Annotated in this window: 20 protein-coding genes, 1 tRNA gene and 1 pseudogene; 14 read left to right on the forward strand and 8 right to left on the reverse strand. The window is 68.1% G+C overall.

All coding sequences use genetic code 11. The features are described from left to right. Together ACZ7SW_RS00465 and ACZ7SW_RS00470 are read left to right on the forward strand one after the other, a co-directional pair. Positions 1 to 1,518, forward strand: a complete 1,518-nt coding sequence (locus ACZ7SW_RS00465) for a 3-hydroxyacyl-CoA dehydrogenase (protein WP_470228297.1) — start codon at positions 1 to 3, stop codon at positions 1,516 to 1,518. A gap of 132 nt (positions 1,519 to 1,650) precedes the next feature. Continuing rightward, positions 1,651 to 1,755: pseudogene (locus ACZ7SW_RS00470) on the forward strand (VOC family protein); the annotation flags it as partial. A 260-nt stretch (positions 1,756 to 2,015) separates the two neighbouring features. On the opposite strand, the gene ACZ7SW_RS00475 reads toward ACZ7SW_RS00470, so the two are convergent. Further along, positions 2,016 to 4,997, reverse strand: coding sequence for a PQQ-dependent sugar dehydrogenase (locus tag ACZ7SW_RS00475; RefSeq protein ID WP_470228298.1), 2,982 nt, complete (start codon positions 4,995 to 4,997; stop codon positions 2,016 to 2,018). A gap of 94 nt (positions 4,998 to 5,091) precedes the next feature. Then, positions 5,092 to 5,364: a L,D-transpeptidase family protein gene (locus ACZ7SW_RS00480; RefSeq protein ID WP_470228299.1), complete on the reverse strand. Its 273-nt coding sequence runs from the start codon at positions 5,362 to 5,364 to the stop codon at positions 5,092 to 5,094. Between the two features lie 37 nt (positions 5,365 to 5,401). Between ACZ7SW_RS00480 and ACZ7SW_RS00485 the strand changes: the two genes are divergently transcribed. Together ACZ7SW_RS00485 and ACZ7SW_RS00490 are read left to right on the forward strand one after the other, a co-directional pair. Beyond that, a complete protein-coding gene (locus ACZ7SW_RS00485; RefSeq protein WP_470228300.1) occupies positions 5,402 to 5,761 on the forward strand; it encodes a hypothetical protein in 360 nt (119 codons plus the stop codon). 222 nt (positions 5,762 to 5,983) lie between these two features. After that, positions 5,984 to 6,502 carry a hypothetical protein gene (locus ACZ7SW_RS00490; protein ID WP_470228301.1) on the forward strand — a complete coding sequence of 173 codons (519 nt, stop codon included), beginning with the start codon at positions 5,984 to 5,986 and terminating at the stop codon, positions 6,500 to 6,502. On the opposite strand, the gene ACZ7SW_RS00495 is transcribed toward ACZ7SW_RS00490, so the two are convergent. After that, on the reverse strand, positions 6,486 to 7,379 hold the full coding sequence (locus ACZ7SW_RS00495; protein ID WP_470228302.1) for a serine/threonine-protein kinase: 894 nt from the start codon (positions 7,377 to 7,379) through the stop codon (positions 6,486 to 6,488). The two genes, ACZ7SW_RS00490 and ACZ7SW_RS00495, sit on opposite strands and share 17 nt — an antisense overlap. A 17-nt stretch (positions 7,380 to 7,396) precedes the next feature. Next, positions 7,397 to 9,139 (reverse strand): HsdM family class I SAM-dependent methyltransferase, encoded by a 1,743-nt coding sequence (locus tag ACZ7SW_RS00500; protein WP_470228303.1) that lies wholly within the window; start codon positions 9,137 to 9,139, stop codon positions 7,397 to 7,399. A gap of 77 nt (positions 9,140 to 9,216) precedes the next feature. On the opposite strand from ACZ7SW_RS00500, the gene ACZ7SW_RS00505 reads away from it, so the two are divergent. Continuing rightward, on the forward strand, positions 9,217 to 9,966 hold the full coding sequence (locus ACZ7SW_RS00505; RefSeq protein WP_470228304.1) for a PP2C family protein-serine/threonine phosphatase: 750 nt from the start codon (positions 9,217 to 9,219) through the stop codon (positions 9,964 to 9,966). Between the two features lie 63 nt (positions 9,967 to 10,029). Further along, positions 10,030 to 10,114: transfer RNA gene (locus tag ACZ7SW_RS00510), tRNA-Ser, on the forward strand. A gap of 51 nt (positions 10,115 to 10,165) precedes the next feature. Here the strand turns inward: ACZ7SW_RS00510 and ACZ7SW_RS00515 are convergent. Further along, the gene (locus ACZ7SW_RS00515; protein WP_470228305.1) at positions 10,166 to 11,608 is read right to left on the reverse strand and encodes an MFS transporter; all 1,443 of its coding nucleotides are present in this window, start codon (positions 11,606 to 11,608) and stop codon (positions 10,166 to 10,168) included. Between the two features lie 127 nt (positions 11,609 to 11,735). Here ACZ7SW_RS00515 and ACZ7SW_RS00520 point away from each other — a divergent pair, with 127 nt between their 5' ends. The 6 genes from ACZ7SW_RS00520 (at position 11,736) to ACZ7SW_RS00545 (ending at position 16,926) form a co-directional block, all read left to right on the forward strand. Beyond that, positions 11,736 to 12,494 (forward strand): TetR/AcrR family transcriptional regulator, encoded by a 759-nt coding sequence (locus tag ACZ7SW_RS00520; RefSeq protein WP_470228306.1) that lies wholly within the window; start codon positions 11,736 to 11,738, stop codon positions 12,492 to 12,494. Between the two features lie 42 nt (positions 12,495 to 12,536). Beyond that, positions 12,537 to 12,914: a nuclear transport factor 2 family protein gene (locus ACZ7SW_RS00525; protein ID WP_470228307.1), complete on the forward strand. Its 378-nt coding sequence runs from the start codon at positions 12,537 to 12,539 to the stop codon at positions 12,912 to 12,914. A gap of 371 nt (positions 12,915 to 13,285) precedes the next feature. Continuing rightward, the gene (locus ACZ7SW_RS00530; protein ID WP_009084635.1) at positions 13,286 to 13,546 is read left to right on the forward strand and encodes a hypothetical protein; all 261 of its coding nucleotides are present in this window, start codon (positions 13,286 to 13,288) and stop codon (positions 13,544 to 13,546) included. Positions 13,547 to 13,551: 5 nt separating this feature from the next. Beyond that, the gene (locus ACZ7SW_RS00535) at positions 13,552 to 13,800 is read left to right on the forward strand and encodes a hypothetical protein (protein ID WP_470228308.1); all 249 of its coding nucleotides are present in this window, start codon (positions 13,552 to 13,554) and stop codon (positions 13,798 to 13,800) included. A 7-nt stretch (positions 13,801 to 13,807) separates the two neighbouring features. Further along, positions 13,808 to 16,558, forward strand: coding sequence for an FtsK/SpoIIIE domain-containing protein (locus ACZ7SW_RS00540; RefSeq protein ID WP_470228309.1), 2,751 nt, complete (start codon positions 13,808 to 13,810; stop codon positions 16,556 to 16,558). Then, positions 16,555 to 16,926 (forward strand): hypothetical protein, encoded by a 372-nt coding sequence (locus ACZ7SW_RS00545; protein ID WP_470228310.1) that lies wholly within the window; start codon positions 16,555 to 16,557, stop codon positions 16,924 to 16,926. Before ACZ7SW_RS00540 ends, ACZ7SW_RS00545 begins: the two co-directional genes overlap by 4 nt. A gap of 61 nt (positions 16,927 to 16,987) precedes the next feature. On the opposite strand, the gene ACZ7SW_RS00550 is transcribed toward ACZ7SW_RS00545, so the two are convergent. Further along, on the reverse strand, positions 16,988 to 19,399 hold the full coding sequence (locus ACZ7SW_RS00550; protein WP_470228311.1) for an endonuclease/exonuclease/phosphatase family protein: 2,412 nt from the start codon (positions 19,397 to 19,399) through the stop codon (positions 16,988 to 16,990). A 215-nt stretch (positions 19,400 to 19,614) separates the two neighbouring features. Here ACZ7SW_RS00550 and ACZ7SW_RS00555 point away from each other — a divergent pair, with 215 nt between their 5' ends. Next, a complete protein-coding gene (locus ACZ7SW_RS00555; RefSeq protein ID WP_470228312.1) occupies positions 19,615 to 20,631 on the forward strand; it encodes a CapA family protein in 1,017 nt (338 codons plus the stop codon). A gap of 378 nt (positions 20,632 to 21,009) precedes the next feature. Here the strand turns inward: ACZ7SW_RS00555 and ACZ7SW_RS00560 are convergent, their stop codons facing one another. After that, positions 21,010 to 21,717 (reverse strand): alpha/beta fold hydrolase, encoded by a 708-nt coding sequence (locus tag ACZ7SW_RS00560; protein WP_470228313.1) that lies wholly within the window; start codon positions 21,715 to 21,717, stop codon positions 21,010 to 21,012. Positions 21,718 to 21,808: 91 nt separating this feature from the next. Here ACZ7SW_RS00560 and ACZ7SW_RS00565 point away from each other — a divergent pair, with 91 nt between their 5' ends. After that, positions 21,809 to 22,375, forward strand: a complete 567-nt coding sequence (locus ACZ7SW_RS00565; protein WP_470228314.1) for a TetR/AcrR family transcriptional regulator — start codon at positions 21,809 to 21,811, stop codon at positions 22,373 to 22,375. On the opposite strand, the gene ACZ7SW_RS00570 is transcribed toward ACZ7SW_RS00565, so the two are convergent. Further along, positions 22,376 to 23,296, reverse strand: coding sequence for a TauD/TfdA dioxygenase family protein (locus ACZ7SW_RS00570; protein ID WP_470228315.1), 921 nt, complete (start codon positions 23,294 to 23,296; stop codon positions 22,376 to 22,378). Positions 23,297 to 23,551 lie beyond the last annotated feature (255 nt).

Raw genomic sequence — 23,551 nt, forward strand, 5'->3', positions numbered from 1 at the left:
GTGACGGGATGGGCCGGACGGGTCGGCAGGATCCGGGTGATCGGCACCGGGGTGATGGGACGAGGGATCGTCCAGCTCGCCGCGACCGGCGGAGCCACCGTGGAACTCGCGGACGTACAACCGGACGCGGTCAACGCGGCGATCGAGCACGTCAGCGCGATGGTCGACCGGCTGGTCGCCAAGGGCAAACTCGCCGAGGAAGCCGGCCGCGCGGCGAAGGAACGCCTGGTTCCCGTCGACGGACCGCTCGCCCCCGCCGAGGGCGTGGATTTGGTGATCGAAGCCGTCCGCGAAGACCTGGAAACGAAGCAAACCCTCTTCGCCGGTCTCGAAAAGATCTGTGGCCCAGACGCCGTCTTCGCGACCAACACCAGCTCGCTGTCCGTCACCGAGATCGCCGCCGGGATCACCGACCCCACGCGGATGATCGGCCTGCACTTCTTCAACCCAGTCCCGCTGATGCGCCTGGTCGAGGTCATCCCCGGCGCACGCACCGCGGACTGGCTGCCCAGCGAAGCGCTCGAACTCGTCCGCGGCTGGGGCCACGAACCCGTGCTGGCGAAGGACGCCCCCGGCTTCCTCGTCAACCACGCGGGCCGCGGCCTGAACACCGAGGCCCTGCAGATCCTCTCCGAATCCCTCGCCGCACCAGCCGAAATCGACCGCATCGCGCGCGACGTACTCGGTCTCAAACTCGGCCCGTTCGAACTGCTGGACCTCACCGGCCTGGACGTTTCGCACGCGGTACTGGAAAGCATCTGGAGCGGCTTCCACGCCGAACCACGCCTGCGCCCGTCGTGGCTGACCCGCCCGCGCGTCGCCGCCGGACTCTTCGGCCGCAAAACCGGCGAAGGCTTCTACCGCTATGTCGACGGAAAACAAGAACTTCCTCCCGAGGTTCCGGCCCCGCCCGCTCCCACCATGCCGGTCTACGCCGCCGACGAACGCCTGGGCCGCCTCCTGTCCGCGGCGGGTGTCGACGTCGTCCCCGACGCCTACCCGGACACGGTGCTGTTGGTGACCCTGCGCGGAGAGTCCACTGTGGAGGCTGCGCGGCAACTGGAGCTGCCCGCCTCGCGCGTCTGCGGAATCGACGCCCTCGGCTACGAATCGCGCTTCACGATGTCTGTCCACCCTGGACTGGACCCGCACTACGGCCGCGCCGCCTGGGGCGCCCTGGCCGCGACCGGTACCCCCGTGACGGTCGTCCGGGACGGTGCCGCCCCCATCGCGCAACGCCTTCTGGCTTCGATCGTCAACACGGCCTGCTACATCGCCGACCAGGGTCTAGCCGCCCCCGCGGACATCGACACCGCCGTACGCCTAGGCCTGGGCTACCCGCGCGGCCCGCTGGAATGGGGCGACCTGGTCGGACCGGAAAAGGTCCTCCGAATCCTGAACGGGCTGCTCCGCGCCACCGGTGACCCGCGCTACCGCCCCAGCGGCTGGCTGACGGAACGGGTGGCGCTGGGCCTGCCGCTCGCCTCCACCGGCACCCGCCCCGCTGATCTGGCTTGAGTTTCTTGTCGGTGGTGGGCAATAGCGTTTCGGCGTGGCTGGCACATCGACTTGACCTTGGACTGCGCTGTTCGACCTGCCCGAGGATGAGTCGGCGCAGGATGGTGCCTGACTGTGCCATTCCGACGGGACCGGGCCGAGGCTGAACGTCTTGTCGCAGCGGGCGGGACAGTCCTGGTGGAGCACGACGGACATCATGTGGTGATGGCAGATCCGGAGGGGAACGAGTTCTGCGTCGCCGCCGCTTCGGCGTGGTTCTCCCGCCAGTCCGGGACAGCTCGCTCGCGTGGCACCAGGTCTGTGAAGGTTCCCTTCACGGCCCCCACCCACGCACCCAACCAACCCAGCGCAGCCACACCCCCGCACCCCGATACGAAGCCAAAAACACGCGCGGAGGGGGCTTGCCTAGGCATCTTTCCCGCCTTGACAAGCCCCCTCCGCGCGTAGTCACAATCAGCTTCGGGGTGCCCCCACGCAACACTCACCCCAAGCGAAAATCACCACCGATAATCCACCGCAGCCCCATTCCGATAAACAACATACCCACCCTGGAAATCACTACGAGCACCCCCGCCAACCGGATACTCATCCGAGGTCGGCAACCTCAAATACCCATTCTCCCACCCAAGCGCAGCCCACCGCTTGCGAATCTCCCCCTGCACCATATGCGCCCCAGTCCCCGCACTCCAGTAAACCGACCCGCCGCCAGTAAAGTGGTTGTACCGCGCGACCCCATTAGGAGTACCGGTTTCATCGGTAGTCGGGTACCCCATCCCCCGCTCCCACCCCAACGAGGCCCACTTATCCCGAATAGGCCCGCCAATCTGATGCGCCCCGGTAGAAGGCGTCCAGTAAACCGAACCACCAAGAGTGAAGTGGTTGTACCGCCCCACTCCGTCCGGCGTCCGAGACTCATCAGTGGTCGGGTACCCAAGCCCCCGCTCCCACCCCAGCGAAGCCCACTTGTCCCGGATCGCCCCGCCAATCTGATGCGCACCACCGGTAGGCGTCCAGTAAACCGACCCGCCAGTGAAGTGGTTAAACCGCCCGACCCCATCGGGAGTCCCGGACTCGTCGGTGGTCGGATACCCCACCCCACGCTCCCACCCGAGCGCGGCCCACTTAACCCGAATCTGCCCCTGCACCGAATGCGCACCATTAGCCGCGGTCCAGTAAATCGAAGCAGCCTGACTTCCAGGCGTACCCATCAAATGGTTGTACCGCCCGACCCCATCCGGTGTCCGAGTCTCATCGGTAACCGGCGGCCCGTAAACCTGATGCCCGCCAATCGCGAGGTACCGGGCCAGAATCTGCCCGCCGATCTCCCGCACCCCGGTAGCCGCCGACCAATACAACCGCCCATTCGCGTAAACCCGGTACCGCACCGGCCCGTCAACGACCTCAGGCCCGCTCGCCGCACCGAGCAAACTCCGCAACCCAGGCTCAGCCGCGTACCGCTGGTCAATCGCCGTCACATAGTTGGCAGTCAGCGTCATATCGCCGGCCCCCACGGTGATCGACCACGAAGACGCAGCCGGACCCCCTTGCCAGCCAGTGAACTTCGACGCCCCATCGGTGCCGACCAACGCCGCAGTCACATCAAACGTCGCACCCTCAGTGACCATCGCACTGCTGACGCCGCCCTCGCTCGGAATGCTCAGCGCGGCCGGCTGCGTCCCCACCAACGTCAACCGATGCTGGCGCGGGTAAGCGACATACGTCTTACTAGCCTGCACGCCCGCGCTATCGGTGACAGTCGCAGTGAACTCCATCCGAGAGTCAGTGTGGTCAGTGAACGGCACAGTCAACGTAGGCCCAGTCGCACCATCACCTGGATGCACATGACAAGCCCCAAGATCCGGACAGTGCCGAATAAACGACGTCCACGTTACCGGAAGCGTCCCGTCCTCAACATCAGTAGCCGTGGCGGACAACGAAACCGGCTCACCGACCGCAAAGTCCTTATCCGGCGCGGACAAAGTCAACACCGGCGAGTGATTACCCGGCGCGACAGCAACCTTCGCCGTCCCGACACCGCCAAGCGGATCCGAGACAGTCAACGTCGCGGTGAACGAAGCACCGTCCCCGTATTGATGGCTGGCTTGAACCCCAGCACCGGTACTGCCGTCGCCAAAGTCCCAGGCATAGGTGAGCGAATCACCGTCAGCGTCAGTAGAACCACTGGCATCAAAGGAAACCGTGCGAGTATCCGGATCCGTCGAAGACGTGGCCTTAGCCACCGGCGGAGCGTTGTTCGTCGAGTAGCTCAACCGCCGAAGCACCCCCGCGTTGAGATCACTGAAGACGATATCCCCGTTAGGCGCGGCGGAAATCCGGGTAACCCCACCCACATTCTGGAACGGCGGCGGACTCGCAGGCGCTTGCGTGAGCTTGCCCTGAGCGTCATACCGCAGCGTCCAGATCTTCTGCCCCGCGTAGTCGCCGAAGAAGTACGCGCCCTGGTAAGCGGCAGGATAAGTAGTGCCCCCATACACAATCCCGCCAGTGACGCTGTTGCCCTGCGAAGGATCCGTCCCGTGCTGGTAGTCCCACAACGGCGGGGTGTTCACCACGGAAGCACAACGCGCGTCGGTCGAATAACCCGGCGTGAGGTGGTTCCCCTCATAGCAAGGCCAAGCGAGATTCGCGCCAGGCTGCACGACATCCAGCTCTTCCCAGGTGTACCAGCCGACGTCGCCGACCACCGGCAGACCGCTCTTCGGGTCGAGGCTGAACCGGAACGGATTGCGGAAACCGCTCGCGAACACCTTGCTGCGAGTGGAATCGGGCGCGGAAGCATTGTAGTACGGGTTGCTCGGCACGCCCTTGCCGTCCGCGGTGAGGTGCAGGATCTTGCCGAACGGCGAATCGAGGTCCTGCGCGGCGAAAGCGATCGGGTTGGTCTTGCCCGCGTCGCCGTTGTCGCCGACGGAGTACCAGAGCGTGCCGTCCGGCGCGGGGTAAACCGTGTCGAGGCCGTGGATGTAGTACGGGCTGCCGGGCAGGTCGAAAATCACCTGCTCGCCGGTCAGCCCGGACGGATGCCCCGCGCCGTCGAGCCGCACGGTGAACTTGGCGGCGCGCAGCGTGTATTGGCCGTTGCCGAGCGACACCGAGCGGTTCAGGTAGACCTGGTGCGAGGTGGCGTAGTCCGGCGCGAGCGCGATGCTCGTGAGCCCCATGTCGCCCTGCGTCTCGACCGGGAAGGTCGCGATCCGCGCCGGCGCGCCGCCGCCCGCGGCCGGGACCCAGTTGACGACGCCGGACTTGCCGAGCGCCAGCACGCTGTCGTCGGGCAGCCAGGCGAAGTCGGTGAACTCGTACTGCCCGAGCCCGGTGGGCAGGTCCCGCAAGACGAAACCCGGCGGCAGCGCAGGGGTGTCGGCTGCTGCCGCCGGGGCGACCGCGGTGACCACAACAGGGACAGCAACGACCGCGAGTGCGGCCACGAGCAGGGAACGGAGCTTGCGCCAGGCCATCCAAGGCCCCCTTTCTGAGCGATTCAGTAATCGCTCAGAAGGGGGATGAAGTTGCCTCTAACGGGTGATATTTATTCGACCGTGACACTGTGGGTCAGGGCACGACCTGGACCACGTCGCCGACGTGCAGGGTGTTGAAGAAGCGCAGCGACGACGCCCCCGACAGGTGGATGCAGCCGTGCGAGTACACCTTCAGGCTGCCGGTGTGGAACGCGTCGCCCGGGTAGAAGAAGACCGAGTTCGCCATCGGCGCGTTGTCGAACTCCTTGCTCAGGTGCATCTTCTCCTTGGACAGCACGTGGAACGTCCCGGTCGGGGTCGCGTGCCCCTTGCGCCCGGGCAGCATCGAGACGGGACCGTAAATCACCTTGCCGTCCTGCAGCAGCCAGGCTTGGTGCCCGGAAATGTCGACGCAGGCGCTGGTGCCGGAAGCGGCGGCGGCCGCCGCGCACGGGACGTCGGCGGTGCTCGGCTCCGGGTCGGCCTTCGGCTTGGGCGCGGGCTTCGGAGTCGGCTTAGGCGTCGGAGTCGCGCTGGTGCTGGCCGGACTGCTGCTGGTCGCCGGGACAGAACTGCTGGTCGGCGCGCTGGAAGACGAGCTGGGCACGCTCGCCGCCACAGGAACCGCCCCGCCGCCGGAAGCCGACCCGGCCGTGCCTCCGGAGCACGCCACGAGCCCGAAAGCCGCGGCCAGCGCCGCCATCCCCACCAGAACCCTTTTCACGATCCGGTACCCCCGCATTCGGTCGGGTCACATTCGGTAGGACCCGTATCACCCGAATAGACGACCATCACCCCCACGTGGTTGCTCGGCAATGGTCACGATCCGGCGTCTCCACCCCCGGGTTGAGCCGCGGATCCACCCGGTACCAGCCCGGACGCCGACGAAAACCGCACTGATCCGAGCGAGGCTGGAAGCACGCCGGGCAGCCTCCCGGCACCCGTCGCCGGCCGGGCGAAGCCGACCACCTCCACGAAGGAGCACCGTGAACCTCGGCCCGCTCACCATCGTTCTCTATGTCGCGATCGCGGCGCTCGTCCTCTACCGGGTCGTCTACCGGCAGTGGCGCGGCACGCTGCTCAGCCGCAAGCGTTTGCTGACGCTCCCGTTCATCTTGACCGCGATCGGCGTGTTCTCCGCCGCCACCGCGTTGCAAAGCGCGACCACGATGGAATACACGCTGCTGGCTGGCGACGTCGTGGTCCTTGGCCTGCTGGGCGTCCTGCGTAGCTCCACTTCGGTCCTCAGTGCCCGCGAAGGCACGACGTTCTTGAAGGGCACTCCGCTCACTCTGATCCTGTGGCTCGCCACCATCGGCGTACGCGTCGGCTTCTCTTTCATCGGAGCCGCGCTCGGTGTCAGCAACACCGTGACGTCTTCGACGATCATGCTCACCATCGGCGTCAGCATCGGCGTACAGAACGCTTACACCTACCACCGCATCCAGAAACTCGGCCTGCCGCTCTCGGAGCAGACGCCGACAAGCATCAACGCTGGCCGCTAAGCCCCACCATGCGCGCGTACATCCGCGAAGGGCTCAACACCGTTGCCGGGTGCAGGAATCCCGGCAACGGTGGCAGGTCCCGCGCGAAAGGCACGAGATGCGCGTACAGCACTTCCGCCCCAGACGGTCGCACCGAAGGATCCTTCGCGAGCGTCGCAGCGAGAAGCGCGTTCAACTCCCGCGGTACGCCGGGAACGACCGGTGCTGGTTCCTTCACTTGCTTATCGAAGACCGCGTACGCCGTGGGCCCGGTGAAGACCGGACGGCCGGTGAGCATCTCGTGCAGTACGCAACCGAGCGCGTACAGGTCGCTTCGCGGCTCCGCTTGCCCACGCTGGATCTGCTCCGGAGCCATGTACGACGGCGTACCCAGCAGCTGTCCCGCGCGCGTGAAGCGAGCAGTGTCGGCTTCGCGCAACACAGCGAGCCCGAAGTCCATCACCTTCACGCTGCCGTCCGGACAGAGCATCAGGTTGGCTGGCTTCAGGTCACGGTGACAGACCGCGCGCGCGTGCGCCGCCGACAGCACCGCGGCCGCCTGTGCCGCGATCGCCGCCGCCCACGGCACCGGAAGCGGACCGTGTTCGGCGAGCAGATCGTCCAGCGTGACGCCTTCGACGAACTGCATGACCTGGAACAGCCGGTCGTCATGGGTGCCGAAGTCGTACAGCGTGGGCGCGCCGGGATGGTCGAGCGTGGCGAGGATCCGCGCTTCGCGGGCGAAGCGTTCTTCCAGCTCTTCGTCGCCGCCGGGCAGCCGCAGCAGCTTGATCGCGACGTGCCGGCCCAGCCGCCGGTCGAGCCCGCGGTGCACCGAACCCATGCCGCCCCGCCCGAGCGGCAGATCGTCGACCTCGTAGCGGTCCGCGATCAGCATGGGCCCCCTCACAGCGCTCACCCGCCACCGGGCTTCAGCCGTCCTTCGGCGAGTGCGGCAAAGCCTAGCCGCACCAGGTCGCGGCCGATTTCCGCGGTTTGCCGCAGTGCCCGGTCGAAGTCCGCGAGCGCGCGGAACGCGACGCCGTACGCACGCTGGGTTTCGAGCGGATGCCGCGGCACCTTCAGCCGGCGCGCGTCGATCCGGGTCGACGCGCTGTGCACCGGGAAGTCCGCGGCGCGCAGGCACCCGGCGAGGAACTGCGCGTCGAGCAGCTCCGGATCCACGCGATAACGGGAAAGCGCGGGCCCGAGCCGCACCGGCGCTCCGCTGTGGACGATCACCGCGCCGGTGACCGACGCGACCACATCGCCTTCGTCGGCGAAAACCGCAGCCGGATCGGGCGCGGCATGCCCGGTCGGCGGTCCGCCGAGGAGGACGTCGTCGGTGGTCAGCACGGGTTCGTCGCCGTCGGCGGTGCGCGGCGGCGCATGCGTGATCCGCAGCGCACCCGCCTTCACCAGCTCGCCGACGGTTGTGTACGCCGGTTCGCCGGAAGCCGGTTCCAGCTTCGGCAGCTCGATCCCGATCTGCCCGAAAAGCCGTTGCGCTGCAAGGAAAGCCTCACCCGAGTCACTTTCGCCAGGGCGGCCTGAGGGCGTGAGGTCGACGTCGTCGTCGAGCACGTCGATGATGCGTTCGCCGGTGTCCGGATCGGCCAGAAAGGCCTGCCACACCTGCTCGACGTCGTCCGCGGTGGTGTCGGCGATCAGCACGGTCACCGGCGCGCGCTGCTCCGGCTCCGGTCGCGTGAGCAGCCAAAGATCGGTGCCTGGCGCGAGCGTGCACACCGCGCGCAACGCGCCGGCGCGAAGGAGATTCGCCCGGATGCGTTTCCCGCTCCGCCGTCCAGCGGCCGCCCCCGGCATCAGGACCGCCACCGCGCCACCGGGCTTCACGTGCGCCAGGCAGTGCTGCACCCACGCCAATTCCGATTCACCGCGCGGCGGCAAGCCGTACTCCCAGCGCGCGTCGCCGACGAGTTCCTCGTGCCCCCAGCCGCGCTCGTTGAACGGCGGATCGCACAGCACGACGTCGGCCAGCCGGTCGGCGAAAGCGTCCGCGCGCAACGCGTCCGAGGCGTGCACCTCGGTGTCCGCGCCGTGCAGCCGCAGCCGGATGCCAGCGATCCGCGCGGTGTCCGGGTCGACGTCCTGCCCCCGCGCCCGGGTCGCCGCGGCGGCCAGCAACAACGACCCGAACCCGCACGCCGGGTCGAGCACAGTGGCTCCCTTCGCGCCGGTCAGCCGCACCATCAGGTCGGCGTACGCGGTCGGCGTAGTGGAGAGCCGGCGGGCATGTGCCTCGAAGAAGCGGTCGCAGAGCTGCTCGAACGTCTCCACCGCGCCTTCGCTCGAGGCGAGCTGGGAGATCAGCGCCAGCAACTCCGGATCGTCCGGCCCCTCGGCGTCGTCCGCGAGATACTCGCCGACCGCCGCCAGCCGCGCACCAAGGTCGAGGTCGTCGCCAAGGGCACGCAGCCGTTGCCACGCCTCGTCAATCGGCGAAAGCTCGAACGGACGGCCGCGCCCGCGCAGCCACGCCTGGACCTCCGGCAGCGAAAACAGCGGGCTGGACGCCGTGCCGCCTACCGGTTTGGGAAAATCGTCGTGGCGCCGCCGCCAGTTGCTCACCGCCGCCCGGCGCACGCCCGCCAGGCGCGCGATGTCGGCCGCACTCACCGCCGCGTCGTCTGCCATGACGAGCACGATAGCCGACGACAGCGGTTTCCATCGTTTTGCTTGTTAACTCAGTCAACCAATGGTTTTATGGGGACATGGCCACCGAGCAGACCCGGTTCACCCTGCGCTACTCCGCGGGCTCTGACCAAGGGCTACGACGCACCAACAACGAGGACTCCGTGTACGCCAGCGGGCGGATGCTCGTGGTGGCCGACGGTATCGGCGGCCAGCCGCACGGCGAAGTGGCCAGCTCGACCGCGGTCAGCGTGCTGGCCTCTCTCGACGCGGAACTACGCACGCTTGACCTCACCGCGCACAACCTGTCGAACCTGCTCTCCGACGGCGTCCACCGGATCGCCGGACAGCTCGCGCGAGTGGCCGAGGAAACCCCCGCCACCCACGGCATGGGCACCACCCTCACCACGCTGCTGTTCGACGGCACCCACTTCGCCGCGGCACACGTCGGCGACTCCCGCGGCTACCTGCTGCGCGACGGCGAACTGCAGCGCATCACGCGCGACCACACCCTGGCACAGGCCCTGGTCGAAGACGGCACCATCAGCGCCGCCGACGCCGACCACCACCCGCGCGGCTCGATGCTGATGAAGGCCCTCCTGAGCACCGGCTCGGCCGAACCGGACGTCTGGGAGTTCACCCCGCAAGCCGGCGACCGCTACCTGCTCTGCTCCGACGGCCTCACCGCGGGCGCCAGCGAACCGGCCATCCTGGACGTGCTCTCCGACGGCACCCCGGAGGAAATCGTCCCCCGCCTCATCGCTTTGGCCAACGAGGGCGGCGGCCCCGACAACATCACCATCGTGGTCGCCGACGTCGTCCCGGCCTGAACCGGTTCGCGCAGGTCGGACCACCTGCGGAAGGCCGGAGGGCCATCCGGTATTCTTCCCCACGGAGGATTGGCCGAGCGGCCTAAGGCGCACGCTTGGAAAGCGTGTTGGGTTCACGCCCTCGCAGGTTCGAATCCTGTATCCTCCGCTGCAACACCACGAAGGTCCCGACCGCACTGCGGCCGGGACCTTCGTCGTTTCACCGAGTGCGAACGATCACCACCGCCGCGCCGAGAGTCAGCGCCGCGCATACCGCCGCCGCTACTCGGGTTTCCGTGCTGAACGCCGCGAAAGCCGCCTCGCGCAGTGCATCTCCGGGCGGGAGCTTCGCCGCGGACTCCAAGGTTTTCCCGGCATCGGACGGCATCGCCGAGCGGTACACGGCCGCGCCGATGCTTCCCAGCAGCGCGATTCCCATCGCACCGCCGAACTCCGCTGACGTCTCCGCCATCGCCGACGCCATCCCGGCTCGCTCCGGCGGCGCGGCGGACAGGATCACGTCCGTCACCACCGCCGCGACTCCGGCGATGCCGAGCGACACGACCGTGAGCGCTGCGATGAAATACCCGACCCCGGGCGGCGGCAAAGTCAGCAGCCCGAAGCCCGCCGCGGCCACGAGCAGGCCGATCGCCAGCACCCGCGGCTTGCCGATCCGGGCGGCCAGAGTGGCGGCGATCGCGATCCCGACCGGCATCACCGCGAACGTCGGCAGCGACCACAGCGCCGACTCCAGCGGGCTCATCCCCAGCACGACCTGCAGGTACTGCCAGGTGAACAGGTTGAACCCGACCAGCGCGAACGTCGCCAGCAGGTCGATCAGCAACGGCACCGCGAACGCGCGCGACCGCACCAGCGCGAGGTCGATCAACGGGCGCGCGGCGGTGTGCTGACGGCGCACGAAAGCCACGCCGACCGCGAGACCCGCGACGCAGCTCGCGACCGCCAGCCAGCCGAATCCGTGCGCGGCGATCTGCTTGATGCCGTAAACGATTCCCAGCACGGACACGATCGACAGCACCGCGCCGAGCAGGTCGAACCGTCCCGTCGAGGGCGTCCGGTGTTCCGGCAGCACCAGTGGGCCGAGCGCCAGCAGGACAACCATCACCGGCACGTTGATCAGGAACACCGAGCCCCAGCTGAAGTGCTGGAGCAGCAGGCCGCCGATGATCGGGCCCAGGACGGCGCCGCCCGCGAACCCCGCCGTCCACAGGCCGACCGCGGTCGCGCGCTGACGGGCGTCGTGGAACATGTTGCGGATCAAGGCGAGTGTGGACGGCGCGAGCGTCGCACCGGCGATGCCAAGCAGCATCCGGGCGACGATGAGCATGACCGGCGTGGCGGCGAAAGCGGCGAGGATCGACGCGCCGCCGAACGCCGCCGCTCCGGTGAGCAACAACCGGCGACGGCCGATCCGATCGCCGAGCGTGCCCATGGTGATGAGCAGGCCGGCCAGCAGGAAACCGTACGAGTCCATGATCCACAGCAGCTGCGAACCGCTCGGCTCCAGATCGGCGGTCAACGACGGCATGGCAACGAACATCACCGACATGTCCATCGACGCCAGCACGCACGGCAGCAGCAGGACGGCCAGCCCGATCCACTCCCGTGGACCGGCTTTCGCGGGGGTTGTTTCTTCAAGCATGCGTACAAAGTACGCACACCTGGCGCAACCCTCAAAGTCTTTTATCCAGCATGTTTGTCCTGCAACTTTCCGCCGGGCTAGACTTTCCGCACGGCCTGTCGAAGTGTGACGAAAAGGGGTGCCTCGAGTGAAGTGCGGGTCCTGCGGAAAGCCGCTCGCCGCACCGGATCGGGGCCGGCCGCGGCAGTACTGCTCAAGGGCTTGCCAGGCGAAGGCGTACCGGGCGCGCAAGGCGGAGTCCGATGAGGACCGCGGCCACCTGACCGTCGACCGGGTCGTGCAGGCGGGGATCGCGGTCGCGGACGCCGAGGGGCTCGAAGCGTTGTCCATGCGCCGGGTGGCCGCCGAACTCGGTGCCGGAACCATGGCGCTTTACCGACATGTCGCGTCCAAAGACGATCTGGTGGCGTTGATGGTCGAAGCGGCGCTCACCGAGATCCCGCTGCCGGAAACCCCGCCGCGCGACTGGCGCGACGGGCTCGAACGCGCCGCCTACCGAGACTGGGACCTCTACCACCGGCACCCGTGGATCCTGGCGAAAGTGCTGGTGACGACCCGAACCCACGACAGCCCCGCCCTTTCGGCGGACAGCGAGCACGCCTTCGCCTCCTTCGACGGTCTCGACCTCGACCCGGCGGACGCGTTCCGGTACATGTTCCTGTTCGCCTCATACGTGCAAGGCGTGGCGCTCACCTATGTCAGCGATGTGGAAGCCGAACGCCGCGGCGCACCGACGCACAACCCGAGCTTCGCCGCCTACCCGCGACTCGGCGGCGCGATGCGGGCCATGGCCGATCCGTGGCATCTCGACGAGCTGTTCGCGTCCGGGCTTTCCGGTGTCCTGGACGGGATCGCGGCCGATCTGGCACGCCGGGGAGCGATCTGACGGCGCACAATCCCACCCCTCGGACGCTGGCAGAATTCGCACATGAACCACAGCGCAGCTCAAGAGTTCGCCGACCGCTGGGCAAAGGCTTGGAACGCCCACGATCTCGACGCACTGCTGGCCCACTTCTCCGACGACGTGACCTTCCGGTCCCCGGTCGCGATCCAGGTAATCGGCGGCGACGGCGTGCTCCGCGGCAAGGCGGCGCTGCGCGCGTACTGGGCCGAAGGGCTGCGCCGGATTCCCGATCTCCGCTTCGAGGTCCTCGGTGTCTACGTCGGGCTCGACGCGCTGGTCATCAACTACCGCAACCAGAAGGGCGGACTGGTCAACGAGGTCCTGGTCTTCGACGGTCCGCTCGTCGTCGAGGGCTACGGCACCTATCTCGGGGACGACCCGAATCCGGCCGGGACTCGCTGAACCGGGCGGCGGGCCGTCGCTGTCCGCAACCGGGGCAGGGGCTGGGATCGGCCGAACGGTCCTACCCGCTAGGCTTCCCCGCAGACTTCATCGCAGCCGTCCGGAGAGGTTTCCCGGTGTCACGAATACCGTTTTGACCTGGGCGTTGGCCGCCGCACGCACCCCGAGAACCCGCAGGTCAGAAGGCTGAGACGCGGGTTTCGGGCCCCGCGCGCGCACAAGAGAAGCCGACGCCCGACAGGCCCCGGACCGCTGACCGCGTCCGGGGCTTTGTCGATTCTCCCGTTCACACTTACTTACCGAAGACACCTGATCACGCTAAGTTTGTATGTGGTCGTTCCAGCCCCTGACGTACCGAGGAGCCCGCCCCCATGGCCGGAGTGGAAGAGATCCGCGCTGGTATCGCGCTCGCGAACGAGAAGGCGTCCGCGAGCATCGCCGCGCTGCAGCAGGCAGCGCAGGCACTCGAAGAAGCACAGCTGTCGCTGTCCCAAGCCACCCAGGGCAGCAGCCAGCACGAGGTGAACCAGGCGCACGGCCTGCTCGCCGAAGCGCTGCAAGGGATCACCGGCATGCAGAGCACCATCCAGGCCGGCATCTCGTCGGCCGATTCCTACTCGGCGCGGCTTTAACGCCGATGTCGGGGCTCGCCGAAATCCACCAGTTGCTCACCGCCGCGCGAGCGGGGGTCGGCGACGGACGGGCGCACGCCGAGCGGGCGAGGACTCTGCTCGGCGACGCCCGGCGCGCACTCGTCGACGCGCAGGCCAAGGCAGATCCGTGGCTGCCGGGCCAATTGGCGCAGGCCGAGGAGGCGCTCGAACACCTCCTCACCCGTTTAGCCGCCGCCGACGATTTAGTGGGCGGATACCAGTCACGCCTGTAGGGATGAGATGGCCAGCAAGGCAGCCGAGCAACGCAACCGTGTGCAAACCGCTCTCGACCGGGTCCGGCACCAGATCGGGCTCGTGCTCGGGGCCGCGGCGGGCGCGCGCGAAATGGCCGAGGCCGAGGTGGCGCGGCTGACGCTGGAACAGGAGATCGTGCGGGTCGGCATGGACCACGCCGATCCGGCCCAGCAGACGGAGTGGGCGCGGCATCCGGCCGCGCACGAGGTGTTCGCCGCGCTCGGCGGCACCCGCACCGCCTTCTACACCGACTGGAGCGCCGGTCCCGGCGAGTTGCGCGACCTAGTCGCCGCGAACGCGCCGGGCCCGGCCGGACGGCCGCCGAGCGAATGGCTCGGCCGCGTCGGCACGAATCCCGGCGTCGTCGCGCCGGGGTTGTGGCGGGTCGGTTCGGCCACCTCGGCCGGACGCGACATCTCGCGCACGTTCGACGTCGCCGTGCCGCTGCTGGACGAATCGCATCTGGCCATCACGTCCGCGCCGAAAACCCGGCCGGCGGTGGACGGGATCGTGCAGGGCCTGCTGATGCGCGTGCTGTCGGCGTTCGAGCCCGGCGCGGTGAAAATCCACCTGTGGGACGTCGGCCAGCTCACCGCGATCCTGCCGGACCTGTACCCGCTCAGCCGCACCAGCGCGCTGTCGCTGTACGACCCGACGCGGCTGGAGGATCTGCTCGACGAGCTCGCCGGGCACATCCGCCGGATCCACGCCACCGGCATGCAGGCGGGCCACACCTCGTTGCGGGAGCTGCGAAAAGCCACCAACCAGCGCTTGGAGCCGTACCGGATCGCGGTGCTGTACGGCAACGGCGAAACCCTTGACGCGGAACGAGCGCGCGACCTCAAACGCGTGGCCAGCGGCGCACTCGCGGCCGGGATCTGCCTGATCCTCGTGGACGTGCCCACCGCGGTGAGCGCGTCGATCGAAACGCTCAGCCTGCTGGACGAACGCCGCGCGGTGAGCAGCATGACCGGCAGCGACCTGGTCGTGGACCTGGATCCGCCGATGCCGTCCGGGCAGGTCATCCGCGCGGCGAACCGCATCGCCGAGGCACTGATCTCGAAACAGGGCGGTCCGCGTTCGTTCGCCGACCTGATGCCGGCCGAGATCGGACAGGAAAGTTCCGCGCGGGAACTGCGCGCGCCGATCGGGTTCCACGAGGGCGAAGCCGTGGAAGTGGTCATCGGCGACGCGAGCCCGCACGCACTCATCGGCGGGCCGAGCGGTTCGGGGAAAACGAACTTCCTGTACGCGCTGCTGGGAAGTCTCGCCGCGCGCTACACGCCCGACGAGCTGGCGTTGTACCTGCTGGACTTCAAGGAAGGCGTCTCGTTCGCCGGTCTCGCACCCGGTCGCAAGGACTCCAGCTGGCTGCCGCACGCGAAACTGGTCGGCGTCAACGTCAACACCGACCGTGAATTCGGGTTGGCGCTGCTGCGTTTCCTCGCCGACGAATTGCGCCGCCGCTCCGCCGCGGCGAAGGAGCACGAGGTCACGAACCTGGCTGACCTGCGCGAACAGGATCCGAGCGGGCACTGGCCGCGGATCGTCGCGGTGATCGACGAATTCCAGTACCTCTTCGCCGGACGGGACCAGGTCACCGCGCAGGCCACCCAGTTGCTCGAAGACATCGCGCGCCGTGGTCGTTCGCAGGGTATCCATCTGGTCCTGGCCAGCCAAGACGTCGCGGGCATCGAAGCTTTCTGGGGCAAGCCCGCGGTGTTTGAACAGTGCACGCTGCGCATCGCGATGCCGAAGGCGCGCCGGGTGCTCGCGGAGACGAACAACGCGGCGGTGTCCGCACCCAAGTGGCACGCGGTGATCAATCATGATTCCGGTGTCGCGCACGGGAACCAGCTCGCGCATGTGCCGGATGCGAGCACTCGCAACGTCTTCGTGAACCTGCAGCAAAAACTGTGGGAACTCTACGCTGGCCGATTCTCCCGGCCACGCCTGTTCGACGGTGCGCATTCGCCGGTGCTGGAACAGTTCCCAGCTTTCCTGGAGCTCAAGCCGAGCCCGCAGCCGCGGGCGATCCTGGGTCAGTCGATCGACGTCACCGAGGCCGCGTGCGGCGTCGAGCTGCCCCGGGTACCCGGCCGAAACATCGCGGTGCTCGGCGGCGCGACCGCGGAGGCTCTGTCCATTATGGACTCCGCCGCGCGATCGCTTTCCCGGCAACTGGAATTCGGGCAGGTCGAATTCCTGCTCCACTGCCCGATCGTGGCCAGCTCGCCAGCGGTGCTGGACTTGAAGATCCGCCTGGAAGCCGAGGGGCATCTCGCGACGCTCACCGAAGACCTTTCCGCTGAGCTGGAATCGATCGTCGAATCGCTTTCCACGACGAAGCCGCGCATCCTGCTGCTGTACGGGGTGGACGCTGCGTTGCCGTCACTGGAAGCAAAGGCCGTCGGACAGCCGAAGAGCGGCCTCGACCATCTGCGTACGTTGCTGAAAAACGGCCCCGCGCACGGTGTGCACACCATCGGCTGGTGGCGCAGCATCGCGCGACTCAAGGACACCCTCGGCTTCGGCGGCACGGACGACATCGGCACCTGGGCCGCGCTGGACGTCCAGGGCAATGAATTGTCACCGTTCGCCGCAGGTCAGGTCGTGCACTGGTCGCCGCGACCGGGCCGGGCCTTGTTCTTCGACCGCACCACGCACGGGGCGCCGGAAGTCATTATTCCGTTCCAGCGCCCAGAAACCGAGCCGACCGCGGGAGGTACGCCGTGACCGAGGGAGCCACCAGCCCTGCCATGCGGTACAAAGAAATCGTCGGACTGGCCCGGGGTTCGGCGGACAGCCTGCGCGCGTGGGAGCTAGCGCGAGCGGACGAGATCGAACGTCAACTGGCGGATGCGCAGGCCGCGGTTGCTGCCGCGCAGGACCAGGAAGAGAAGACCCGCGAACGCGCGAGCCGGTGGTGGAAGATGGCGCTGCACAACGTTTCGCGGCTGAACTTCGTGGAGACACTGGACGATCCGCAGCCGGTTACTACCGCTCGGCCGCAGTATTTGGACCGGTATTTGGAAGAGGTCAAGCCGAGCTATCAGGAACTGGTCCAGGCGGTGCTGGGGCTCGGCTGGCGGGCGAAACGTTAAAGCCGTGAAGGGAACCCTGAGGGAATCAGAGTCCCTCAGGGTTCCCCTCACGGACAGCTGACTACGCCGTCCGGTGCAGGAATCGGTCCAGCTGGTCGAGCACATCATTCGCGAAGTCCGCGAACGGATTCCCCGCCGAAGGACGGAATCGCACCACCTGCGGGTCGTGGTCACTCGCCTGGTCAGCGAACTCGGCGTTGACATGCACCACGTCATAGTCCACGCCACGCGGAGCAGCCGACGCCAGGATGTGGTCCAGCACCTGCGACTGCCCCTCGAACACGTAGCTATACCGCTCAGCCGCCGGCAGCGTCGCGATCAGGTCCTTCAACAACCCGCCCGACGTCAGCTTCGCCAGCGCGGGCGAGAACGGGTAGTCGTTCAGGTCACCGGCCACCACGACGTTCGCTCGCGGGTCCGCGCCCAGCAACTGCGCCACAAACCCCTGCAGCACGGTCGCCTGCTTCTGCCGTTGCACCTCCGAACTGCGCGTCGGCGGCTGGTAGCGGCCGTGCGTCGGCTGGTCGCCGCCCTTTGAGTTGAAGTGGTTGGCCAGCACGAAAACCGTGCGCCCGCGGAACACGAACTCGCCTGCCAGCGGCTTGCGGCTGTCCTCCCACGCCTCGTTGCCCGGGTCGACCCGGCCCGGCGACTGCGTCAGACGTGTCTTGCCGTGGTCGGAAACCACGCCCACCGAAGAAGTCGGGCTGCCACCAGGACGATCCACAAAGGACACTCGCGACGGGTTGAACAGGAAGCCGACGCGGATGTTGCCGCCCGGTTGTCCGCCGTCCTCGTCGTTCACCGGGTTGATCTGCCGCCACTGGTACTGCGGGCCGCCGGCGGCGGCGATCGCGTCGGTGAACTTCTTCAGCGCCTCGTCGGCATCGACCGTGCCGTCGTCGGTCGCACCACTGTTGTCCTGGATTTCTTCCAGCGTAACGATGTCCGGCGTCGCGAGGTTGTCGACGATGCCGTGCGCGAGCTGCGCGTACTTAGTGTCCGAATCGGACAGTGCGAGGTTCTCGACGTTGTATGTCGCCACCGAAAGCTCGCCCGGACGCTGCTTGCGCGTGGTTTCCCGCTGCAGCTTGTTGTCCTTCGCCGCACCCAGCTTCGACGCGAACAGCGTGTACCCGCCGAAGTTGCTGTACTCCACCGGACCGGAGGTGACGCCGGTGAGCACGTCACCGGTGTTGGCCTTCGGAGCCGCCTGCTGCGAGGACGGAATGATCGACTGGACCTTCAGCACCCCGGTGTTGATCTTGTCGTACCCGAGGTAAACCGTCCCGCCACGCGACGTCGGGTTTTGCTGCGGCTTCGTGGTCACGTACAGCTCGCCGTACTTGTTGCTCGGGCCGACCACGCGCGCGTCGGAAACCTGGACGATCTCGCTTTCGTGCGATTCCCAGAAGTCCAGCGCGTACTTCGACGGCTCGAGCGGCAGCGGTTCGATGTTGCCGCCCGCGTTGGGAGCCAGCACATCCGGCACCTGGTCCGGCGTCAGCACGGTCGGAGCGGGCAGCGGATTGCCCGAAGAGTCGACCGTCCACTGTGCACTGGCCAGCTCAGTGAGCGACTGGTAGTTCGAGGTCGCGGGCGCGTCCGGGTAGTACTCCTTGACCTTGCCCTGCGCGGTGATCGCGTCGCCGACCGCCACCGCCGGGGTGGTCGATCCGGTGAATACGAACAGGCCCTCGCTGGTGCGCGGGTCGCTGTCCGGACGCGGGTCGGTGATCCAGAACCCGCGTGCCGAGCCGAAGCTCCGCACCGCGGTGACGATGCCGGTGACGTCCTCGACCTGCTTGTCCTTGAAAGGCGAAATCCGCGTGGTGCCCTGGATGTCGTGGATCTTCGCCGGAACACCCGGCTCGCCCGGCTGAGTGCCGGTGGTCTCGCCCTTGGTGTTGGTCGGCGTCGGGTCGCCGACGGCGAAGTCCGCGCTGTTGTTGTCGGTGTCGGCGAGCGTCGCCGCGCGCGCGACCGAGGTCGTGTTGGACGGCGCGGCGGCCGGATCTCCTTCGCGGACAACGGCATCGCCGAAACCGACGAGATCCTTGACCCGACTGTCGGCCGCGCAGTCGGCAGCGGTCTTGCAGGTCAGCGGCGCACTGTCGGACACCAGCGCGACCGTCCCCGCGGTCGCGGACATCGCGATGGCCCCGGTCGCGTCCGGCGTCGGCAGCGCGACAGTGCCGCCGTTCCCCTTCCCCTCCGCGACGAGGTAACGGCCCTTCGGCGCAACGGACCCGGTAAGCGGCGTGACCTGCCATTTGCTCGACGCGCTCGCCGAAGCGGGCAGGTACTGGACGCTGTAACCGTCGAGTGCGACCGGCGCGCCGCCGTGGTTGGCCAGTTCGATGAAGTCGTTGGTGAGCGTGGCACCGGAATTGCCGCCACCGCCGTAGACCTCGGCGATCAGGGCGTCCGGGCTGGGTGCGGCCGAAGCGGGCGCGGCCAGTCCGCCAAGCACGAGAGCAGCGGCGGAGACGGCAACCGCGCCTCTGGTCAGTCTTGCCCCACCGGCGCTGCGGCCCCCGGCGGGACGACGGGATATGGTCACCCTGAGTCCCCTCTGCATATCAACGGTCGAGGCATCGTCCCCCGAACAAGCGAAGCGGAGGAAGACGAAAGGGCAACGATTCGTAACGAGCTGGAGGGATTTCCTCCTTTGGACGGGTTGACGCAATGATCACGCTCGTACTCGGCGGAGACGTCAACCTGCAGGGCCGCGCGAACCCGGAAACGGCGCTGGACCCGTTGACCTCGCTGCTCACCGGTGCCGATGTGCGGTTCGTGAATCTCGAAGGACCGCTGTCCGGCTCGACCGGCATGGATATCCCACACAAGCCGAACTGGCGGCACTCGCCGCCGGAGATGGTCGCCGCGCTGACCGCCGCCGAGATCGACGTCGTCTCGGTCGCCAACAACGTCACCTACCCGCCAGCTGCGGCGATGGCGAGCCTCGCCGTGCTGGATCGCGCCGGAATCGCGCATTGCGGCGCGGGAGCGAACCTCGCCGAAGCGCACGCGCCAGCGATCCTCGAACGTCCCGGCGGCCGGATCGCGTTCCTCGCCTACACCTCGCTGTGCTGGCCGGTCGGACAAGAAGCGACGGAGGACTCCCCTGGCGTCGCCGTGGCGAGCGCTTACACGTCGTACCAACCGGATCCGCGCGTCCTGGACGTCCCCGGCCGCCCGCCGATCGTGCACACCACGCCGGTCCGCCGCGACCTGGAGCTGCTGCTCGCCGACATCCGCCGCGCCCGTGCCGAGGCCGACCACGTCGTGGTGTCGATGCATTGGGGCATTCCCGGCGAAGAACTGACCGAATACCAGGTGACCTACGCGCACGCGATCATCGACGCCGGCGCCGACCTGGTCGTCGGGCACGGGCCGCACACCGTGCAGCCGGTCGAGGTCTATCGCGGCTGCCCGATCCTCTACAGCCTGGGCAACCTCGTCTTCGACTGGCCCGCCATGCGCGACCGGCACCGCGACGGCCTGCTCGCCGGCTGCGTCGTCGGCGAGCAGATGCGGGTCGAATTGGTGCCGATCCGTCGCGACGAAAACAACGAATGCGTACCGTTGACGGGAGCCGACGCCGACGACGCGCTGCGGCGGTTTGTGGAGCTGTCCGCGCGGCGCGGAACGAACGTGACGGTCAGTGATGGCTTCGCGACCGTCGAAGGACTTCGCGGCTGACCCGCTCCTTCCGCCGTCACTCGGACGGCGCATCTGCCTTAAATGCAGCTCAAGCCCGGGGTCGACCGGTACCGGGCGGGAGTACCTTACCGATGAGCGCGGAAACTGTGGCCCAGACCACTTTCTGGCCGCACCCCGGGCTCACGGGTAGCACCCCGCGGGGGAGGCGACACGGTCACGTGGGGGTTGACCGTCGTCGAGTGCGCGGGTGCCACCACCCGGGAAAACAGCCGCGGGCGCGGGAATTTCCGCTTCGCCCGCGACCGCGGCTCCACGGATTTGCCCCGGGGAAGCCTCGCGAGTGGCGAGGCGCCGCCTTAACCGCGCGGGGGAGCGCGGGAGGGGGAGGAAGGCGGCCGGCCTCGCCACTCGTGAGCACTATCCGTTGACGAGGGCCGACGCGACGCCATCGACAACACGCGCGCACAGCTCGCCGTGCGTGAGCGGCAGGTAGTGGCCCGCTCCCGGCACGATCTGCAGCGCTCCGTCCTGGCAGGCGGCCAGAAACCGGCGTTCGCCGAGGCGGAAGTGGTCGTTGCGGCCGTTGAGCAGAAGTACCCGTCCCGGGTACTGCGCCAGGTCGGCGAGCGGATCCATCCCGGCGGCTGCTTCCATCACGGCGGGGATGACTTCGGACGCGATTCCCGCAGCGATGACCGGCTCGGCGACTTCAGCGGGAAGAACCCGGCGAAGCAGCCACGCACTGAAGGACGCGCCGTCGTCAGCAGTCCTCGCCAAGCCGCGACGCGCGAACCGGAAACCGCCGCGCAGCATCGGACTGGGCACGAGCGAACACCCGGCTCCCACCAGGGCAGCGACCCGGTCCGGATGACGGGCCGCGGTCGCGATCGAGACATAACCGCCGAGGGAATGCCCGACCAGAATCGCCCGGCCGCCGACCTCGTCGACAGCCTCGGCGACCGCGTCCACCGCGCCGTCGAGGGTGAACCGCTCCCCGCGTCGCGTCCCGTGGCCAGGCAGGTCCGGCGCGGCGATTCGACCGCGGGCCAGGCGTTTCTGCTGCTGCCAGCACGCCCCGGACAGCCGGATGCCGTGCACGAAAACCACCGGCAGAACGTCGCTCATGTCTCCACCTTCCCGCCGAATGCAACGGTCCGTCGCATTCCACGGGTGTACCAAATGCAACGCACCGTTGCAAACTGGCTAGGATCGAGCCATGGACCGGACCGCCTCCCGTCCGCGCAAGGCGGACGCCATCTTCTCCGCGACCCTCGCACTGCTGGCTGAACGCGGTTACGACGCACTGACGATCGAAGCGGTCGCGGCGCAGGCCGGGGTGCACAAAACGACGATCTACCGCACCTGGGCGACCAAGGACGAGGTCCTCGCCGACGCCCTCCTGCAGGCCCCGGAACTGACCTTCGCGATCCCGGACACCGGTTCCCTGCGCGGCGATCTCCTCGAACTGGCGACGCAGATCCACCGGCTGCTGTCCGATCCCGCGAACCGGCGCGTCATCACGGCCGTCGTCTCCGCACTGCCGGACCGTCCCGCCACCGCCGAGGCGGCCGGACGCTTTTTCGCCGACCGCTTCGGCCGCGAGCAGGCCGTCTTCGACCGCGCCCGCGACCGAGGCGAACTAGCCGATCCAGCGGATTCCGAGATGATCATGGATCTACTCGGCGGAAGCCTCTGGTTTCACACCCTGATCCGAGCGAAATCCGCCAACGCGGCCTACCTCGAACGACTTGTCGACACCGTCCTCAGCGGAGTCGCCCGCTGATCAGTACGGCCGATCCCCGACGATCGCGACGCGCTCGGCGATCCGGACGTGCGGGTGGTAGTCGTTGACCGCGTAGTGCTGGGTCGCGCGGTTGTCCCAGAACGCCACCGAATCCGGCTCCCAGCGGAACCGCACCTGGAACTCCGGCGTGTGCGCCTGCAGGAACAGATACCGCAGCAGCCGGTCGCTCTCGGCGCGGTCGAGGCCGACGATGTGCGTGGTGAACGCCTGGTTCACGAACAACGTCCGCCGTCCGGTCTCCGGATGGGTCCGCACCACCGGGTGCTCGACCGGCGGGTACGCGTCCTGCCACTGGGCCAGCAGGTCCGGGTCGGTGAACCGGTCGAAACCGGGGATGAAGTCGTGCACCGCGGTGCGGCCGTCGATCCGCTCGCGGACGTCGGCGGGCAGGTTGTCGTAGGCGGCGGCCATGTCGGCCCACATCGTGTCGCCGCCGATCGGCGGGACCTCGACCAGGCGCAGCACCGAGCCGAGCGCCGGATTCGGCCGCCAGGTGACGTCGGTGTGCCAGATGTTTTCATACCCCGGCATCCCGGCGGTGCGGGTGAACCGCACGACCTGATCGGAATCTCCCCGCGGGATGAACGGGTTGGTTTCCAGCTCGCCCCAGTTCGCGGCGAACGCGCGCTGCTGCTGCGACGTGATGTGCTGGTCGCGGAAGAACAGCACCTTCCACTCCAGCAGCGCGCGGTTCAGTTCGGCGCGCAACGGCGGCGTCACCGGCGCGCCGAGGTCCACTCCGGAGATTTCCGCGCCGATCACCCGTCCGAGCGGGCGAAGGGTGAAAAGCTCGTAGGGCGCTTCGGCATCGGAAATCCGGCGCAGCGCGCGCGGGCCTTCGAGGATTCCGTCGTCCGGCGTGGCGGACGAGCGCAGGCGGGCAGGCAGGTCTACAGACATGGCGGTACTCCCGGAAGAATAGGCGAATTCGGCTGTGACAGCGGAAAAACACCTATGCGGGAGGAGAGCCGAGACGACCGCGACGCCTCAGGAGGGCGGCGACGCCCTCTCCGTCCGACCGCGCCGGGGCACGGCCGGCTAGCGGCACTTCCCGGTTCTCTGGCATGACTCCAATTCTGGGGGTGCGGGGAACCGCCGGTCAAGGATCCCCACGATGTGGAATCGTCGCACGCCCGGCCGAGTGACCCGGGCCGT

It is taken from the genome of Amycolatopsis sp. NPDC114484, assembly GCF_055633755.1.

Coding starts and splice junctions, on each gene's coding strand:
- ACZ7SW_RS00475 (WP_470228298.1), bottom strand. CDS start 4,997: ATGGCCTGGCGCAAGCTCCGTTCCCTGCTCGTGGCCGCACTCGCGGTC.
- ACZ7SW_RS00485 (WP_470228300.1), top strand. CDS start 5,402: ATGTCGACGCAGGCGCTGGTGCCGGAAGCGGCGGCGGCCGCCGCGCAC.
- ACZ7SW_RS00495 (WP_470228302.1), bottom strand. CDS start 7,379: ATGCTGATCGCGGACCGCTACGAGGTCGACGATCTGCCGCTCGGGCGG.
- ACZ7SW_RS00500 (WP_470228303.1), bottom strand. CDS start 9,139: ATGGCAGACGACGCGGCGGTGAGTGCGGCCGACATCGCGCGCCTGGCG.
- ACZ7SW_RS00505 (WP_470228304.1), top strand. CDS start 9,217: ATGGCCACCGAGCAGACCCGGTTCACCCTGCGCTACTCCGCGGGCTCT.
- ACZ7SW_RS00515 (WP_470228305.1), bottom strand. CDS start 11,608: ATGCTTGAAGAAACAACCCCCGCGAAAGCCGGTCCACGGGAGTGGATC.
- ACZ7SW_RS00525 (WP_470228307.1), top strand. CDS start 12,537: ATGAACCACAGCGCAGCTCAAGAGTTCGCCGACCGCTGGGCAAAGGCT.
- ACZ7SW_RS00530 (WP_009084635.1), top strand. CDS start 13,286: ATGGCCGGAGTGGAAGAGATCCGCGCTGGTATCGCGCTCGCGAACGAG.
- ACZ7SW_RS00535 (WP_470228308.1), top strand. CDS start 13,552: ATGTCGGGGCTCGCCGAAATCCACCAGTTGCTCACCGCCGCGCGAGCG.
- ACZ7SW_RS00540 (WP_470228309.1), top strand. CDS start 13,808: ATGGCCAGCAAGGCAGCCGAGCAACGCAACCGTGTGCAAACCGCTCTC.
- ACZ7SW_RS00555 (WP_470228312.1), top strand. CDS start 19,615: ATGATCACGCTCGTACTCGGCGGAGACGTCAACCTGCAGGGCCGCGCG.
- ACZ7SW_RS00560 (WP_470228313.1), bottom strand. CDS start 21,717: ATGAGCGACGTTCTGCCGGTGGTTTTCGTGCACGGCATCCGGCTGTCC.
- ACZ7SW_RS00565 (WP_470228314.1), top strand. CDS start 21,809: ATGGACCGGACCGCCTCCCGTCCGCGCAAGGCGGACGCCATCTTCTCC.
- ACZ7SW_RS00570 (WP_470228315.1), bottom strand. CDS start 23,296: ATGTCTGTAGACCTGCCTGCCCGCCTGCGCTCGTCCGCCACGCCGGAC.